This window comes from Tropicimonas sp. (assembly GCF_047971885.1).
In the GTDB taxonomy this organism is placed as follows: Bacteria; Pseudomonadota; Alphaproteobacteria; order Rhodobacterales; family Rhodobacteraceae; genus Tropicimonas.
Genome location: NZ_JBKEAE010000040.1, coordinates 19,378 through 35,623, shown reverse-complemented (window position 1 = coordinate 35,623; position 16,246 = coordinate 19,378). Strand labels below are relative to the sequence as shown.

Below are 16,246 nucleotides of genomic sequence, written 5' to 3'. Positions count from 1 at the left end.
CTGGTGCCGGCCTTCACCGGGCTCGGGGCGCCCTACTGGAACGCCGATTGCCGGGGGGCGATGTTCGGCCTGACGCGCGGTACAGGGCCGGCCGAAATCTCGCGCGCGGCGCTGGAAAGCGTCGGTCTCCAGACCCGCGATCTGCTCGAGGCGATGCAGGACGACTGGCCCGATGCCGCTTCGCAATCGGTGCTCCGGGTCGACGGCGGCATGACCGCCAGCGACTGGGCGATGCAGTTTCTTTCGGACATCATCGGCGCCCCGGTCGACAGGCCCGAAACGCTGGAAACCACCGCGCTCGGCGCGGCGTGGCTGGCGGGGATGGAGGCCGGGCTTTATCCTGATCGGGAGGCGTTCGCGGCCCGCTGGGCCCGCGACCGCCGGTTCGCGCCGTCCATGGCACCCGATCTGCGCGACCGCCACTACGCGGCGTGGAAACGCGCGGTTCGGGCAACGATGTCGGTCTGACCTATCCCTGAAGCGAGGCGCGCCGGGACTGCGCGGCAGGTGCCGGCGGTTCTCCGGGCATTCCCGCGATCCCGTCGGCGACGGAAATACCCGCCCTGAAGCCGAGCAGTTGCTCGGCCCGGCGCGGGCAGCCAGTCGAGTGGCGGATATCGCCCATCCGAGCCGGCCCGAAGGCGATCGGCGTCTGCGACCCCATGACGGAATTGACGGTACGGGCAAGGTCGAGGATCGACACCGCCTTGCCCGAACAGACGTTGACCGCAGCGAAAAGGCCGGGCTCTGCCGCCATCGCCACCCGCATGGCCGCCATAAGCGCGCGCACGACGTCATCGACATGAATGAAGTCCCGCGTCTGGCCGCCGTCGCCGTTCACCTGCAGGGCGGCCTTGCGGCGCGCCCCTTCGACGAAGCGTGTCAGTACACCCGAATAGGGCGAGTCCGGCGACTGGCCGGGGCCGAAGATGTTGAACGGGCGCACCGCGATGCAGCGCGCGCCCCAAAGCTCGGCCGCTTCCTGCAAATGGCGCTCGCTGCCGAGCTTGTCGATGGCATAGGAGGAGATCGGTGCCGGGGTCATCGCCTCGTCCACCGGTATCTCGGCCTGATCGCCATAAACCGCTGCCGACGAGGTGAAGACGACCGGAAGATCGCCGGTCTCCTCGAGAATCGTCACCGTTCCCTGAAGGTTGGTACGGCTCGCCGCCGCGCGGTTGACGTTGCATTGCTCGACCGAGGCAATGGCAGCCAGATGGAACACCCCCGAAACGCCGCGAACGGCCCGGGCGACCGAGTGACTGTCGCAGATATCGCCCTTGATGAAACGCGCTTCCGGAGGCAGGCGCGCAACGCTGCCCGACGAGAGATTGTCCAGAACCACGACATCATGGCCGGAGCGTATCAGCAGCCTGCACAGAGCCGAACCGACGAAACCACACCCACCTGTTACCAGAACGCGATTTCTTTCATTTGGCATCTCGAGCGCCAATCCCGATCTCATTCGAAACTCTTTTCCCGGCGCCTGATCGCGGCGCAGTTCCTTTGGTGATACACCAACCGCAGGACTCCGGACACAGGGGCGTCCGCGCAACTGCGGCACCGATGTTTTTTTGCAATACCTGCCTTTAATTGGCTGGTACAATTATAATTTTTCCGTTGCAATGGGCGGCCGACCCGTTGCCGGGCCGCTTCCGGCGGCATCTCGCACGGTGAATGACCGGCAGGCGGCGACGCCGGCGGCGGAACAGGCGCAAGCCGGGCTGGTCTTTTGCCGTCAATACGTGCTTAAAGCCCGCAAACCAGCAAACCCGGCCGCGCCCATGCATGTCGTCACACTTCTGACTTCCCCTGCCGTTCCGCGGCTCGAAACGGCCACGGTCGAGGCGCTGCGCTCTGCCTGGGGCGGCGGCGCGGCCCGCTGGCTGGCCCGGAGCGAAGCGGCGGAATTCGCCATCGACCGTATCCCGTCGAACCATGCGCGGGTCTGGCAGGACATGCAGGCGCTGGGGATCGACATGGCGATCCAGCCCGCCGCCGACCGGCGCAGGAAGATGCTTCTGGCCGACATGGATTCGACGATGATCGGGCAGGAATGCATCGATGAACTGGCCGCCGAGGCGGGTGTCGGCGAGCGGGTCAGCGAGATCACCGCAAGGGCGATGAATGGCGAGCTGGATTTCGAAAGCGCGCTGCGCGAACGGGTAGGGTTGCTCGGGGGATTGCCGGTGGGGGTCATCGACCAGGTGCTTGCCCGGCGTATCACGCTTGCGCCCGGCGGCAGGGTGCTGGTTGCGACGATGAAGGCGCGCGGCGCATGGACCGCACTGGTTTCGGGCGGGTTTACCGCCTTTAGTGCGCGCATCGCCGCGGAACTGGGCTTTGACGAACACCGTGCCAATACGCTGCTTGTCGCCGACGGCAAGCTGACCGGCACAGTGGGAGAGCCCATTCTGGGGCGCGAGGCCAAGGTTGCGGCGCTGCGCGAGATCGCTTCCGAACACGGGCTCGGTACCCGGGACGTGATCGCGGTGGGCGATGGCGCCAACGATCTGGGCATGCTGCGGCTTGCCGGCACCGGCGTCGCCCTGCACGCCAAGCCGAGCGTTGCGGCGCAAAGTGATATCCGCGTCAATTTCGGCGATCTGACGGCGCTGCTGTACCTGCAGGGCTATTCCGCCGACGAGTTCGCAGTTGCTTGAGGTCGCGCCCGACCTGCTGGCGCTGCTGGTTGTGGCCGGGTTTGCGGCGGGTTTTGTCGATTCTATCGCCGGCGGCGGCGGGCTCATCGCCCTTCCGGTCATGCTTCTGGCCGGCGCGAACCCGGTTCAGGCGCTGGGAACCAACAAGCTTCAGGGGGCATTCGGCGCGGCGACCGCCGCCTGGTCCTATGCCCGGGCGGGGCATGTCGATCTCTGGGGCCAGAGATGGGCGGCGCTGCTGGCCTTTTTTGCCTCGATGGCGGGGGCGGCGCTGATCACGACCTTGCCGACCGACGGGGTGCGGCAGTTCCTGCCCTGGCTGCTGATCGCCATCGCCGCTTTCTTCGCGCTGCGTCCGGGGCTCGACGATCTCGACCGGCACGCCCGGCTGACGCCGGCCGTCTTCACGCTGACGGCGGTACCGGCGATCGCGTTCTACGATGGGCTGCTCGGCCCTGGCGCGGGCAGTTTCTACATGATCGCCTTTGTCGCGCTTGCGGGGCAGGGGGTGCTGAAGGCAACCGCCCATACCAAGCTTCTGAACCTGTCCTCCAACCTCGGCGCGCTGGCGCTGTTCGCGGTGGTGGGCGAAATCTGGTGGATCACCGGGCTTGCCATGGCCGCGGCCCAGATCGCCGGGGCGCGAACCGGCTCGCGGCTGGCAATGCGCAAGGGCGCGCGGCTGATCAAGCCCCTTCTGATCGCCGTGTCGCTGATCCTTGCCCTGCGCCTGATGCTCGGCTCCTAACCGAAGACACCGGGTACGGGTCGCATCGCGCCCGTGTCCAGCCCCCGGCGGCTGCGCAGGCGCGGGTTCATCAACCTGTGCACCACGGGATGGCCGGGATCCAGAACCCCCAGCCTTACCAGAATCGCCGTGATCGCGCTTTCGCTGGCCCGCGTGCCGCCGTCGTCGATCTTCAGCGCGACCCCCAGCCGGCGTTCGGGCAGGATCGCGACGAAAAACGCCTCGGCGCCGGTTTTCACTGCCGCGGCCCCGCCCATGGCGCGCATCAGTTCGGTGCAGGCGCGCCGTTCGCCGGCGACAAGCGCGGGATGGGCGATCATCGCCTGCACCAGCCGGGCCTGCGCGCCGGCGCGGGTTCCCTGACCCTCGCGTGCCCCGGCGAACGAGGCCATGGCCCGGGCCACCCCCGACAGGGTAGCGCCAAAATTGGGCGCCGAGCAGCCGTCGATACCCCAGCCCGGACAGCTCTCGCCGGTCAGATCCTCCCACCCCGCCAGAACTGCCCGCTGCACCGGGTGGTCGGGGTCGGTGTATTCCGGCCCGGCGCCGAGATGCCGGTTCAGCGTCAGAAACCCCGCATGCTTGCCGGAGCAATTGTTGTGGATCTGGCAGGGCGGGGTGTCAGAGCAGAGCAGCCGCCGGTGCTCGGCCGGATCGTCGGGCATCTGCGGGCCGCAGCGCAGGTCGGGCTCGGACAATCCCAGATCGTCGAGCCAGCGGGTCACACGCGATACGTGCATTTCCGCCCCGTTGTGGCTGGCGCAGGCCAGTGCAAGCTGCTCGGTCCCGAGCCCGGCGACATCCGCCGCGCCGCTTTCGACCAGCGGCAGGGCCTGAACCATCTTGGCCGAGGAACGCGGCAGAACGACCTTGTCGGCGTCTCCCCAGGCATCGACAATCGCGCCGCCTGCCTCGCAGATTACCGCGTGGCCGCTATGCACCGATTCGCGAATATTGCCGCGCCACAGCTCTACCATCTCCACAGCCGCCATTCACACCCGTCCTTCCATGGCAATTTCCCGCCCAGAGGGCTTCACCCTCCCCGCAAATCTGCGTTAGCATAGATTGAGCGGATTGAAATCCCGGCCGTTTTGGCAAGAGTCCGGCCACGGGCCGCAGACGGCAGAACCGAGGCAGAGGCAGCTGGAGGCTGTAGCGTAATGAAATTCCTGATCACAACCGGCATGGCAGCCGTCACCGCGCTTCTGGCTGGCGGAACGGCACTGGCGCAGGATGCCGAAGAATCCACCAACCGCGTTGCCGCCAAGACCGACTGGAGCGTTTTCGTCGAGGACAACCCGACCGAATGCTGGGGCGTCTCGTCGCCGCGATCGGTCAAGAACACGCGCGACGGGCGCGAGGTTTCGGTCCAGCGGGGCGATGTCCTGCTTTTCGTTACCTTCCGCCCCGGTAACGGTTCGGCGGGAGAGGTCTCGTTCACCGGGGGGTATCCCTTCGCGGGCGGCTCGACCGTGACCGTCGATGTGAGTGGCGGCAAGTTCGAACTTTTCACCGATGGCGAATGGGCGTGGCCGGCATCGCCCGACGACGACGCCAAGCTGGTGACCGCCCTCAAGCGCGGGTCGGACGCGGTGCTGACCGCCCGCTCGTCGCGCGGAACCCAGACCGAGGATACCTTCTCGCTGATGGGCTTCACCGCCGCGATGGAAGAGGCGGAAAAGCGCTGCGCCCAATAGGCGGCGCGCGGCACTGACGGAAAGATGACGGCAGGTGCAGGCCCGGCGAAACGCCGAGGCTTGGAAAAGGGCGTCACGCTCTGTATATCGGATGCCTGACTCCCGAAGGACCGGACCGATGACTGCCAGCGCCCCGATCACGCAGGACGTGGTGACGATTGCCCGCAAGCTGCCCGAAACCGACCGGATCAATCTGGTCGGGCTGACGCGGCCGCAATTGCGCGCGGCGCTGATCGAAAACGGCACGCCCGAAAACAAGGTCAGGATGCGGGTCGATCAGATCTGGCAGTGGATCTACCAGAAAGGCGTGCGCGACTTCGACGCGATGACCAACCTGGCCAAGGGCTACCGGGCCGAACTGGCGGGGCGGTTCGCGATCGGGGTGCCGGCGATCGTCTCGAAACAGGTCAGCGCCGACGGCACGCGCAAGTATCTGGTGCGCATCGCCGGGGGGCACGAGGTTGAAACCGTCTATATCCCCGAGGCGGACCGCGGGACGCTGTGCATCTCCTCGCAGGTCGGCTGCACGCTCACCTGTTCGTTCTGCCATACCGGAACCCAGAAGCTGGTGCGCAACCTGACGGCGGCCGAGATCGTCGGCCAGGTCATGCTGGCGCGCGACGATCTGGGCGAGTGGCCGGAGCCCGGCCGCGCACCCAGGGACGAGACGCGGCTGATCTCGAACGTGGTGCTGATGGGCATGGGCGAACCGCTCTACAATTTCGAGGCGGTGCGCGATGCGATGCAGATCGTGATGGACGGTGAGGGCATTTCGCTGTCGCGCCGGCGCATCACGCTGTCGACCTCGGGGGTGGTGCCCGAGATCGCGCGCACGGCCGAGGAAATCGGCTGCCTGCTCGCCATCAGCTTCCATGCGACCACCGACGAGGTGCGCGACAGGCTGGTGCCGATCAACAGGAAGTGGAACATCGAAGCGCTTCTGAGTGCATTGCGCGATTACCCTCGCCTGAGCACTTCGGAGCGGATCACGTTCGAATACGTCATGCTCAAGGGCGTGAACGACAGTGACGCCGATGCGCGGCGGCTGGTCAGGCTGATCGCCGGCATCCCGGCCAAGATCAACCTGATCCCGTTCAACGAATGGCCCGGCGCGCCCTATGAGCGCTCGGACTGGGAGCGGATCGAGGCCTTTGCCGACATCATCTACAAGGCCGGCTACGCCAGCCCGATCCGCACCCCGCGCGGCGAGGATATCATGGCCGCCTGCGGGCAGCTCAAATCGGCTACCGAACGCGCCCGCAGGAGCCGGGCGCGGATCGCGGCGGAATCGGGACCCGCAGGCTGAGGCGTGGCAACCTCGCGGCGGCAGCTTCTGTTCCTGTTTCTGACCGGCATGGCGATGTCGGCGGGGGTTTCGGGCCTGCTGCGGCGCCGTCCGATCGGGCTCGAAACCGCGCCGCTGCCCGGTGTGCCGGGCTTCCGCTATCTGATCGCGGGGTCGACATCGGGCGGGGTGGCCGACCCGTTCTTCGGTATCGGCCAGCCCGAAAGCCGCCCCGCCGGCGATCTGGCATACCTGTTCACCGCGCCGGCACGGCCCGGGCAGGTAGAGGTGGCATCGTTTTCGGATTACAACTGCCCCTATTGCCGGGTGCTGAGCAAAACGCTGGCCGGAATCGCCGGAGATGGCGAAATCGCCGTGACGTGGCACGAACTTCCGCTTCTGGGGCCGGCTTCGGTTGCCGCAGCCAGGGCGGCGCTGGCGGCCGACATGCAAGGCGCCTATCTGCCGTTTCACAACCGCATGATGGCAACCCGCTTTCGCCCGACCGCACCCTATCTGACCGAGGCTGCCGGGGCGCTGGGGATCGACGGCGACAGGCTTCTGGCCGATATGGAAGGGCCCGAGGTCGCCGCGCGCCTGCGCCGGAGCGCCGGCCTTGCCAACCTGTTCGGCATTGTCGGCACGCCTGCGCTTGTGGTCGGCCGGACGCTCGTTCTGGGCAATATCCGGCGCCGCGACCTCGAACGTCTGATCGGGATGGAGCGGCGGGGCTGAACGAAAACGCCGGCCCCTCCGGGGGCCGGCGTCGATGTGCCGTGTGGCGGGGGGGTGTCAGGTTTCCTGCGTGTCGCGGCTGAAACCCAACGCCAGCGCGCCCACCCCGTCGAAGATCAGTTCCACCCCCAGCAGGATGCCGAGCGAGCTTGCCGCCGACAGTGGCCAGTTCATGAAGATGACGATACCAAGCAGCAGCGATGCGATGCCCGAAATCATCGTCAGCCAGAAGAACGACCGGTCCTCGAGCGTGAAGGACAGGATGATCCGCGCCAGCCCGCCGCCAAGAAACAGGATCGCGATCGCGGTGGTCAGCGCGATCGACCCCTTGAGCGGATGGCCGAGCACGGTGATCCCGAGATAGAGCGCCAGCGCGCCCAGAATCACCGCCCAGATCTTGGGTCCGGTGCCGGGAATGCGGAAGGCCGCGACAAGTTCCAGTATGCCCACGAAGAGGAACATCCAGCCTGCGATCAGCGTCGCGGCCAGGGTGGCGGGAAAGGGATTGGCGAGTGCGACAAAGCCGCCGATCAGGGCGATCACGCCGACGATTATCCACAGAATACGGTTGGTCATCTCCGTTAACCTCGCTTTTTGCGCTTTGCGGCTCTCCCGCGGCGCATGTTCAGCGCCCGCCACCCGCTCCCCTGGGTGGTCCGGGCAGGATCGGGAATCAGGGCGCGCGGCGCACCTGTCCCACGGCGCCACCTTGCGCCCTGGGAAAACCGGCCGAAACCGAAATGTCGGATACCGATTTGCAATGATATCCGGGGGATGCGGCCATGCCACAGATGATGCCAAATCGTTTCGGCCGCTCCCGGCACGACACCGGAACATGTGACATCGGCGTGACCGTGCGGATCGGGGCCACGCTGCGACCGGCGCCGGTCGCAGCCGTCGCCCCGTGGCCAGGCAAGGCGCCCTGTGCGGTCAGGCGTCGATTTCCACTTCCGCGACCGACAGGTTGCGGCTGAACGCGATGGACAGCGCGCCCGCGCCGTCGAACAGCAATTCGACACCCAGCAGGATGCCCAGCGTTCCCGCCGATGCCATCGGCCAGTTCATGAAGATGATCACCGCCAGCAGCAGGGACGCGATGCCCGATATCATCGTCAGCCAGAACAGGCTGCGGATATTGACCGAAAAGGCGAAGATGATCTTCGAGATCCCCGATACGAGAAACAGGATCGCCACCGAGAGGGTCAGCGCCATCGTTCCGCCGACCGGATGGCGCAGCACCATGAAACCCGCGTAGATGGCCATCGCTCCCAGCACGATCGCCAGTGCCTTGGGGCCGGCGCCGGGAATCCGGAACGCGAAGATCAGTTCGAAGATTCCCACGAAGATGAACATCCAGCCGGCAACCAGCGTTGCGGCCGCCGTGGCGGGGAAGGGATTTGCAAGTGCATAGACGCCGCCGATGATGGCGATGACGCCGATGATCGTCCAAAGGATGCGGTTGCTCATGGCAGGTACCTCGTTCTGGCGCGTCTCGCGCGTTGGCGCTCAACGGAAAATGGCCTGATTCCCGCTTGTGCGGACGAGACAGGCCGCAAGGAGACTCGGGGCGGGTGTCCGCCCCGATGCGATATTGCGCCATGAAAGCGTCATTCGAAATGCGCAATTTGCCACCGCATCAATGAAAGCAGTCCGCAGACGCCGGCACCTGCGGCCGCACAGCCTGCCACCCGGATCGGGCCGGACCTATCGCCCGGGTACCTCGTTGCGCTTGACGCCCACGTTCTGCCACGCGTCGATGGCGGCGATGGCTTCTTCCGCGGTCTCGACGACGCGGAACAGGTCGAGATCCTCGGGGCTGATGGTGCCGACCTCGGCGAGCGCCCCGAAATCGATGACCCTTTCCCAGAACTCCCGGCCGAACAACAGGAAGGGAACCTGCCGCATGCGGCCGGTCTGGATCAGGGTCAGGGCCTCGAAAAGCTCGTCCATGGTGCCAAAGCCGCCGGGAAAGATGGCGATCGCGGCAGCCCGCATCAGGAAGTGCATCTTGCGGATGCCGAAATAGTGGAAGTTGAAGCACAGTTCGGGCGTGACATAGCGGTTCGGTGCCTGCTCGTGCGGCAGGACGATATTCAGCCCGATGGATTTGCCGCCCGCATCCGCCGCCCCGCGATTGCCCGCCTCCATCACACCCGGGCCGCCGCCGGTGACGATGACATTCTCGCGCCCGCGGCTTTCGCGCAGGCTGCGTTCGGTCATGATGCGGGCAAAGGTGCGCGCCTCGTCGTAGAAGCGGCACATTGCCGCCATGGCCGGGCGCGTGGCGCTGCCGGCCTCGTCGGGCGAGGGAATGCGCGCCCCGCCGAACAGTACGATGGTCGAATCCACCCCCTGCTCGGTCATCCCGATCTCGGGTTTCAGCAGTTCGAGTTGCAGCCGCACCGGGCGCAATTCGTCGCGCAGGATGAAATCCAGGTCGTCATAGGCCAGCCGATAGGCCGCAGAGCGGGTCTGTGCGGTATCGGGCACAGTTTCGGATGAACGTATGTCCTCGTGCGCATCACGAAACGAACGTTTGAACGGGTCATCTTTCATCACCGACATCACTGTGCTTTCCTTGGCCATCGAGCATGAAACGCTAGACCACCAAACTTCGGGAGAAAAGCCAAATGAGCGACTGGAGGGAGCGGATCGACGCCGCCGCGGAACGGATCATCGAACGCGTGCGCCGGACACCGGTGATGACGACACGCGCGCTGGCGCCCGACAACTTTCCCGTCGACCTGAAGCTCGAACAGATGCAGCACACCGGCAGCTTCAAGGTGCGCGGCGCCTTCAACACGCTGCTTTCCTCCGATGTGCCGGCCGCCGGGGTGGTGGCCGCATCCGGCGGCAACCACGGGGCGGCAGTGGCCTATGCGGCCGCCAAGCTGGGGTGCCGGGCGCGCATCTTCGTGCCGGAACTGGCCGGTGCGGCCAAGGTTGCGCTGATCGAACGTACCGGCGCCGATCTTGTCGTCGTGCCCGGCACCTATTCCGAGGCGCTGGCCGCGGCACAGGCGTGGGAGATCGAGAGCGGGGCGTTGCAGGTGCACGCCTACGACGCGCCGGCGACGGTGGAGGGGCAGGGGACATTGTTCCGCGAGTGGGAGAGCCAGGGGCTCGACGCCGATACGGTACTGGTTGCGGTGGGCGGCGGTGGGCTGATTGCCGGGGCGATGGCATGGTTCGGGCAATATCGCAAGGTGGTCGCGGTGGAATCCGAAGGCTGCGCCACCCTCGCCACCGCGCTTGCCAATGGTCCCGATGCCGAGATCGAGGTGTCGGGCGTGGCGGCCAATGCGCTCGGTGCGCGGCGGATCGGGCGGATATGCTACGATCTTGCGCGCAGGCAGCAGATCGAGGCACTGGTCCTGCCCGACGCCGAGATCGTCGCCGCGCAGCGCCTGATGTGGCAGAAGCTGCGCCAGTTGACCGAGCCCGCCGGGGCCACCGCGCTGGCGGCGCTGGCCTCGGGCGCCTATCGCCCGGAGCATGGCGAACGGGTGGCGGTGCTGATCTGCGGCGCCAACCCGTCGCCCGATCCGCTGGGCTGAACCGTTGCCTGACGCGGCCGGCACAAGTATAGCCGGCGGGACGCAACAGAACCGACGGGACATGCCAATGCCGACCGCCCAGACCAACGCCCAGCTCGAAGCCGCGATCGAAGCCGCCTGGGAGATTCGCGACACGATCACCCCGCATACCGGTGGCGAGACGCTCGAAGCGATAGAGGACACGCTGAACGCGCTCGACAGCGGCGCGCTGCGCGTCGCCGAAAAGCGGGACGACGGCACCTGGCATGTCAACCAATGGGCCAAGAAGGCCGTGCTGCTGGGCTTTCGCGTCAAGGACATGGAGATGCAGGACGGCGGCCCGCAGGGCGCCGGCTGGTGGGACAAGGTCGACAGCAAGTTCAGGGGCTGGGGCAACAACGAATGGCGCGCGGCGGGATTTCGCGCGGTGCCGCACTGCGTGGTGCGCCGCTCCGCCTATATCGCGCCCGGCGTGGTGCTGATGCCGTCCTTCGTCAATCTCGGCGCCTATGTGGACGAGGGCACGATGGTCGATACCTGGGCCACCGTCGGCTCCTGCGCCCAGATCGGCAGGAACGTGCACCTTTCGGGCGGAGTCGGCATCGGCGGCGTGCTGGAGCCGATGCAGGCCGGCCCCACCATTATCGAGGACAACTGCTTCATCGGCGCGCGCTCCGAAGTGGTCGAGGGCTGCATCGTCCGCGAGGGCTCGGTGCTGGGAATGGGCGTTTTCATCGGCAAATCGACCAAGATCGTCGACCGGGATACCGGCGAGGTCATGTATGGCGAAGTGCCGCCCTGGTCGGTCGTCGTTGCGGGCTCGATGCCGTCGAAGAACGGGATCAACCTCTACTGCGCGGTGATCGTGAAGCGTGTGGATGCGAAGACCCGCTCCAAGACCGGAATCAACGAATTGCTGCGCGACTGACGATCCGCTAGCGTCGGCGCATCTTACATCGCTCTGGGGTATATCATGGGACTCGGACTCGTCCTGACGATCCTTGTCGGCGGGCTTGCCGGCTGGATCGCCAGCATCATCATGAAGTCGGACACCGGCATCTTCATGAACGTCATCATCGGGATCGTCGGCGCCGTGCTGCTGAACTGGATCCTGCAACTGGTCGGCATCTATCCGGCGAGCGCCGTCGTGCCGCAGCTGATCGTCGGTATCGCCGGGGCCTGCGGCCTGATCTGGACCGTCCGCCGGCTGCGCGGCTGAGTGCCGGCGGGGGGGCCGATGACGGGCGGGAAGCGGCGTCAGCAGGTCTATACCCTGCTGGTCGAGGTCGGGCGCAGTCCGGGCGACGGGCTGCCGGACGGAGCGACCGGCGCGGCACTGATGTGCTATGCCTCGGGCGTGGACGAGCCCGAGGCAGTGCGCGAGACCGTGGCGATCCTCAAGCAGGCCGATCTGGCACCGCTCGACGTGACCGGCTACGGCACGCTCGAGGACAGGCTGGCCGAAGGAGACGAGATCGCCGAAGACGAGCGCGCCCTCATGCGGCGCGCGCTGGCGGAAAATTCAGTGATCGTGGCCCAGATGACACCTTTTTTCGACTGAAAATCCTCGGATGGGGCCTCTCCCGCATAGGTTGAGGAATTTTCTTGCCGCAACGGAAAAAAACTCCGTACTGATCCGAGAGCGAATCGGTTGGCGGTGCACAGGTGACGAGTCGTGGAAAGCGTATCTGGGGGTGGTATTTCTTCGATTGGGCTAGCCAGCCGTTCAATACCCTTCTGCTGACGTTCATATTTGCCCCCTTCATCAAGGATCTGCTCGCCGACGGCGTGGCGGCGCAGGCCGCCTGGGGCTATGCCGTCGGCGGCGCGGGACTGGCGATCGCGCTGTTCGCGCCGTTTCTCGGGGCCATCGCCGACAAGGGCGGACACCGGATCGCATGGGTCGCGCTCTTTTCGGTTTTCTACATGATCGGGGCCTGGGGGGTCTGGCTGGCCAATCCCGGCTCGATGAATCTCTGGCTTGTCATGGGCCTGTTCGCCATCGGGCTGATCGGCATGGAATTCGCCACGATCTTCACCAACGCGATGCTGCCCGATCTCGGCAACCGGGAGGACATCGGCCGCATCTCGGGCAGCGGATCGGCGTTCGGCTATGTCGGCGGGCTGGCAGCGCTGACAATCGCGCTGCTGTTTCTGGCGGAAAACGCCGATGGAACCACGTTTCTCGGCCTCAGGCCGGTGCTGGGCCTCGATCCCGGCCAGCGCGAGGGTACCCGATTCGTCGGTCCGGTCACCGCGCTGTGGTACGGGGTCTTCGTGCTGCCCTTCTTCCTGTGGGTGCGGGAACCGCGCGCGCGCCGCGCTCTGCCCGTCACGCAGGCCGCGCGCGGCGCCTGGCCCGAATTGAAGGCCACAATGGCGGAACTGCCGCGTTCGCCGTCGCTTTTTGCTTTCCTCGGCGCCTCGATGTTCTATCGCGACGCGCTCAACGGGTTCTATGTATTCGGCGGGATCTATGCGGCCGGTGTTCTCGGGTGGGACGTGGTCGATACCGGGACCTTCGGCATCATCGCGGTTGTGGCCTCGGCGCTTTTCGCGTGGATCGGCGGCCGTGCCGACAGCCGCTTCGGGCCGAAACCGGTCATCGTCTTCTGTATCCTCGCGCTGATCTGGGCCACCTTCCTGACGATCTTCGTCTCGCGCGACAGCGTATTCGGCATGCCGGTCGGCACCGGCTCGCGGTTGCCCGACGAGGCGTTTCTCGTGCTGGGCGCAACGATCGGGGCGGCGGGCGGCGCCCTGCAATCGGCAAGCCGTACCATGCTGTGCCGCCAGGGGGACCCGCAAAGAATGACCCAGTGCTTCGGTCTCTATGCGCTGGCCGGCAAGGCGACATCTTTCGTCGCACCCATCGGAATAGGGCTGACGACCGATTTCAGCGGCAGCCAACAATCGGGCATTGTCCCGCTGATAGGCCTTTTTTTCCTCGGGCTGATACTGTTAATCTGGGTAAAACCCGAGGGGGAAAGAGCAGAATGTCCACCTTCCGAACCAGTCTTGCCGCGGCCCTGATCTGCCTGCTGGCGCTGCCCGCCGCCGCCGCCGAGCCCAGGGCGAACCAGCTTTTCGGCGCAGCAAAGTCGCCCTCTCCGCACAAGTCGCAGCCCATCGGTGCCTATTCGCGCGGCTGCGCTGCCGGAAACGTACAATTGCCTGAATCAGGCCCGACCTGGCAGGCGATGCGCCTGTCGCGCAACCGCAACTGGGGTCAGCCCGAGATGATAGATTTCATCAAGGACCTCAGTGCCTTTGCCACAAAGGTCGGGTGGCAGGGGCTTTATGTCGGCGATATTTCGCAGCCGCGTGGCGGCCCGATGACATCGGGGCACGCGTCGCATCAGCTCGGTCTCGATGCCGATATCTGGATGCTTCCGGCCACCAACCTGCGCCTCAGCAGGACGGAACGCGAGAACATCAGCTCGATCGACGTCCGCTCGCGCGACCAGCGCAGCGTCAACGGCAACTGGACCGCGGCCCATGCCGCCATTCTCGAGCGCGCGGCCTCGGACCCGCGGGTCGACCGGATTTTCGTCACCCCTCCGGTCAAGGTGGAACTGTGCAAGACGGCCAGACGCAGCGACAGGAAATGGCTCCAGAAGATCCGCCCCTATTACGGGCACAACTTCCATTTTCATGTGCGGCTCAAGTGCCCCAGGGGCGCATCCGCCTGCCAGACCCAGACGCCGACCGTCGCGGAGCTTTCCAAGGGTGGCAGCGGCTGCGACGCGTCCCTGCAATGGTGGGTGACCGACATGCTGAACCCGCCCAAATCGGCCAAGCCGGCCAAACCCGCCCCCAAGAAGCGCGGGCCGCGCGATTACACGATGGCTGATCTGCCCGGGCAATGCGGCGCCGTACTTTCGTCGCGCTGACGGTCCTGTCCGCTCTTGCCGCCGGTTTGGCGCTGCGCTCGATCGCCCCGCCGAACGTCACCGCGATCCGCTTCAGCGGCCGGCACGGGGAGTTCGGCGGCTGGTCGGGCATCGACCTGTCCGATGATGGAGCGCGCTTCTGGGCGGTCAGCGATTCCGGGCTGATCGCCGAGGGGCGGCTGGTGCGCCGGGACGGGGTGCTGCGGCGGGCGGAGATCCGGAGGATCACCACGCTCCGGGGTGAATCGCAGGCTTTCAACGCCTACAAGGAAGAGGACAGCGAGGGCCTCGCGGTGTTGCCGGACGGCGGTCTGGTGGTTTCCTACGAGGGGTTTCACCGGGTCTGGCGGTATGCCGGCCCGGACGCTCCGGCCGAGCCGATCCTGCCGGCGCGCGCCTTTCGCGGCCTGCCGGCCAACGAAAGCCTGGAGGCGGTTGCGGTCGATGCCACGGGCGCGATCCTGACCCTGCCGGAAACGCCGCGCGGCCCGGCGGATCGCTACCCCGTCTTCCGGCATGCGGGTGCGCACTGGGAACGGGCCTTCGCCCTGTCGCGCGACGAGGGGTGGAAGGCGGTCGGCGCCGATTTCGGACCGGAGGGCAGGTTCTACCTGCTCGAACGCTGGTTTGCGGGCTTCGGGTTTGCCAGCCGTATCCGCCGCTTCGACCTGACCGACCCGGCGGAACCGATCCCCGGCGAGGTTCTCTACCGCTCGCCGCCCGGTCGCCACGGCAACCTAGAAGGTATCGCCATCTGGCGCGACGACCGGGGGCGGACGCGGGCGACGATGATCGCCGACGACAATTTCATGCCCTTCCAGCGCAGCCAGATTGTCGAGCTTGTCCTGCCGTGACGCTTGACCGGGCACCGTACCGGGTGTAACCGGCGCCTTTCCCATGCGGGAACAAGTCGCCGCTACCTTGTCAAAACGGGCAATCGCATGAACCGCACCCATCTTCCTGGCGTTATCGCCATGGCCGCCGTCGTTGTGGCCTCGAACATCCTTGTACAGCACCTGCTGGGCGACTGGCTTACCTGGGGTGCGCTGACCTATCCCTTCGCCTTCCTCGTCACCGATGTGATGAATCGTCTTTACGGCGCGGCACCGGCGCGCAGGGTGGTCATCGCCGGCTTTGCCGTTGGCGTGGTCTGCTCGCTGTTAGGAACGCAAATCCATGGCGAATTCGGCCCGCTGGTGACCCTGCGCGTCGCCGTCGCCTCGGGCACCGCGTTTCTGGCCGCGCAACTGGCGGACGTTGCCATCTTCGACCGGCTGCGCGGTGGCCGCTGGTGGCGGGCGCCGCTGGTCTCGACCCTGGCCGGCTCGACGCTCGACACGGCGATCTTCTTCGGCATCGCGTTTTCCGCCGCATTCAACGGGCTGGAGCCGGCCAACATGCCGCTCTGGGCGCAGGAGAGCGTGCCGGTCCTCGGGCGGGGTCCGGAAGCCCCGCTCTGGGTGTCGCTCGCCATCGCCGACTGGGCCGTGAAGCTGTCGCTGGCGCTGATCGCGCTGATACCGTTTCGTGTCATCGTGCGGCGGGTTTCGGCCCGCCGTGCGGAAATTCATTGACATGAAACGGAATCGTGGCACGCTGATACCAACCGAGGCAACTGAAAGGAGGTGGTCCAGTGTCGAGAGTCATGCTGGAGAGAGGTGTCATCAGAATCGGGAAGGCGCGCCGCTA

19 protein-coding genes are annotated in these 16,246 nt (G+C 66.3%); 14 read left to right on the top strand and 5 right to left on the bottom strand.

Going from position 1 to position 16,246, the window contains the following annotated elements; translation table 11 throughout:
* Positions 1-468: FGGY-family carbohydrate kinase (locus ACK5IR_RS04950; RefSeq protein WP_416926511.1), on the top strand; the 468-nt coding region annotated here is incomplete at its 5' end.
* A 1-nt stretch (position 469) separates the two neighbouring features.
* Here ACK5IR_RS04950 and ACK5IR_RS04945 read toward each other — a convergent pair.
* Positions 470-1,465, bottom strand: a complete 996-nt coding sequence (locus ACK5IR_RS04945; protein ID WP_416926509.1) for an NAD-dependent epimerase/dehydratase family protein — start codon at positions 1,463-1,465, stop codon at positions 470-472.
* Positions 1,466-1,784: 319 nt separating this feature from the next.
* On the opposite strand from ACK5IR_RS04945, the gene serB reads away from it, so the two are divergent.
* Complete coding sequence (gene serB, locus ACK5IR_RS04940; protein WP_416926507.1) at positions 1,785-2,663, top strand: phosphoserine phosphatase SerB; 879 nt, start codon at positions 1,785-1,787, stop codon at positions 2,661-2,663.
* Positions 2,656-3,411 (top strand): TSUP family transporter, encoded by a 756-nt coding sequence (locus ACK5IR_RS04935; protein WP_416926505.1) that lies wholly within the window; start codon positions 2,656-2,658, stop codon positions 3,409-3,411. Before serB ends, ACK5IR_RS04935 begins: the two co-directional genes overlap by 8 nt.
* Here the strand turns inward: ACK5IR_RS04935 and ACK5IR_RS04930 are convergent.
* Positions 3,408-4,403, bottom strand: coding sequence for an asparaginase (locus ACK5IR_RS04930; RefSeq protein WP_416926503.1), 996 nt, complete (start codon positions 4,401-4,403; stop codon positions 3,408-3,410). The two genes, ACK5IR_RS04935 and ACK5IR_RS04930, sit on opposite strands and share 4 nt — an antisense overlap.
* A gap of 168 nt (positions 4,404-4,571) precedes the next feature.
* On the opposite strand from ACK5IR_RS04930, the gene ACK5IR_RS04925 reads away from it, so the two are divergent.
* The 3 genes from ACK5IR_RS04925 to ACK5IR_RS04915 all read left to right on the top strand — a co-directional run bounded on the left by ACK5IR_RS04925 (position 4,572) and on the right by ACK5IR_RS04915 (position 7,128).
* Positions 4,572-5,108 (top strand): invasion associated locus B family protein, encoded by a 537-nt coding sequence (locus tag ACK5IR_RS04925; RefSeq protein ID WP_416926501.1) that lies wholly within the window; start codon positions 4,572-4,574, stop codon positions 5,106-5,108.
* Between the two features lie 118 nt (positions 5,109-5,226).
* A complete protein-coding gene (gene rlmN / locus ACK5IR_RS04920) occupies positions 5,227-6,414 on the top strand; it encodes a 23S rRNA (adenine(2503)-C(2))-methyltransferase RlmN (protein ID WP_416926499.1) in 1,188 nt (395 codons plus the stop codon).
* A 3-nt stretch (positions 6,415-6,417) separates the two neighbouring features.
* Positions 6,418-7,128 carry a DsbA family protein gene (locus ACK5IR_RS04915; protein ID WP_416926497.1) on the top strand — a complete coding sequence of 237 codons (711 nt, stop codon included), beginning with the start codon at positions 6,418-6,420 and terminating at the stop codon, positions 7,126-7,128.
* 57 nt (positions 7,129-7,185) lie between these two features.
* On the opposite strand, the gene ACK5IR_RS04910 is transcribed toward ACK5IR_RS04915, so the two are convergent.
* The 3 genes from ACK5IR_RS04910 to ACK5IR_RS04900 form a co-directional block, all read right to left on the bottom strand.
* Positions 7,186-7,704 (bottom strand): HdeD family acid-resistance protein, encoded by a 519-nt coding sequence (locus ACK5IR_RS04910; protein ID WP_416926495.1) that lies wholly within the window; start codon positions 7,702-7,704, stop codon positions 7,186-7,188.
* Between the two features lie 354 nt (positions 7,705-8,058).
* On the bottom strand, positions 8,059-8,595 hold the full coding sequence (locus ACK5IR_RS04905; RefSeq protein WP_416926493.1) for an HdeD family acid-resistance protein: 537 nt from the start codon (positions 8,593-8,595) through the stop codon (positions 8,059-8,061).
* A gap of 237 nt (positions 8,596-8,832) precedes the next feature.
* Positions 8,833-9,684 carry an LOG family protein gene (locus ACK5IR_RS04900; RefSeq protein ID WP_416926513.1) on the bottom strand — a complete coding sequence of 284 codons (852 nt, stop codon included), beginning with the start codon at positions 9,682-9,684 and terminating at the stop codon, positions 8,833-8,835.
* A 74-nt stretch (positions 9,685-9,758) separates the two neighbouring features.
* On the opposite strand from ACK5IR_RS04900, the gene ACK5IR_RS04895 reads away from it, so the two are divergent.
* The 8 genes from ACK5IR_RS04895 to ACK5IR_RS04860 all read left to right on the top strand — a co-directional run bounded on the left by ACK5IR_RS04895 (position 9,759) and on the right by ACK5IR_RS04860 (position 16,131).
* Positions 9,759-10,685, top strand: a complete 927-nt coding sequence (locus tag ACK5IR_RS04895; protein ID WP_416926491.1) for a threonine/serine dehydratase — start codon at positions 9,759-9,761, stop codon at positions 10,683-10,685.
* A 67-nt stretch (positions 10,686-10,752) separates the two neighbouring features.
* A complete protein-coding gene (dapD, locus tag ACK5IR_RS04890; protein WP_416926489.1) occupies positions 10,753-11,592 on the top strand; it encodes a 2,3,4,5-tetrahydropyridine-2,6-dicarboxylate N-succinyltransferase in 840 nt (279 codons plus the stop codon).
* 45 nt (positions 11,593-11,637) lie between these two features.
* Positions 11,638-11,883, top strand: a complete 246-nt coding sequence (locus ACK5IR_RS04885; protein WP_416926487.1) for a GlsB/YeaQ/YmgE family stress response membrane protein — start codon at positions 11,638-11,640, stop codon at positions 11,881-11,883.
* Between the two features lie 18 nt (positions 11,884-11,901).
* Positions 11,902-12,225 carry a hypothetical protein gene (locus ACK5IR_RS04880; protein WP_416926485.1) on the top strand — a complete coding sequence of 108 codons (324 nt, stop codon included), beginning with the start codon at positions 11,902-11,904 and terminating at the stop codon, positions 12,223-12,225.
* 104 nt (positions 12,226-12,329) lie between these two features.
* Positions 12,330-13,697 (top strand): MFS transporter, encoded by a 1,368-nt coding sequence (locus tag ACK5IR_RS04875; protein ID WP_416926483.1) that lies wholly within the window; start codon positions 12,330-12,332, stop codon positions 13,695-13,697.
* Positions 13,661-14,557 carry a penicillin-insensitive murein endopeptidase gene (gene mepA, locus ACK5IR_RS04870; RefSeq protein WP_416926481.1) on the top strand — a complete coding sequence of 299 codons (897 nt, stop codon included), beginning with the start codon at positions 13,661-13,663 and terminating at the stop codon, positions 14,555-14,557. Before ACK5IR_RS04875 ends, mepA begins: the two co-directional genes overlap by 37 nt.
* Positions 14,530-15,411: an esterase-like activity of phytase family protein gene (locus ACK5IR_RS04865; RefSeq protein ID WP_416926479.1), complete on the top strand. Its 882-nt coding sequence runs from the start codon at positions 14,530-14,532 to the stop codon at positions 15,409-15,411. The genes mepA and ACK5IR_RS04865 overlap by 28 nt, the downstream gene beginning before the upstream one ends.
* An 87-nt stretch (positions 15,412-15,498) precedes the next feature.
* Positions 15,499-16,131, top strand: coding sequence for a queuosine precursor transporter (locus ACK5IR_RS04860; protein ID WP_416926477.1), 633 nt, complete (start codon positions 15,499-15,501; stop codon positions 16,129-16,131).
* Positions 16,132-16,246: the final 115 nt, after the last annotated feature.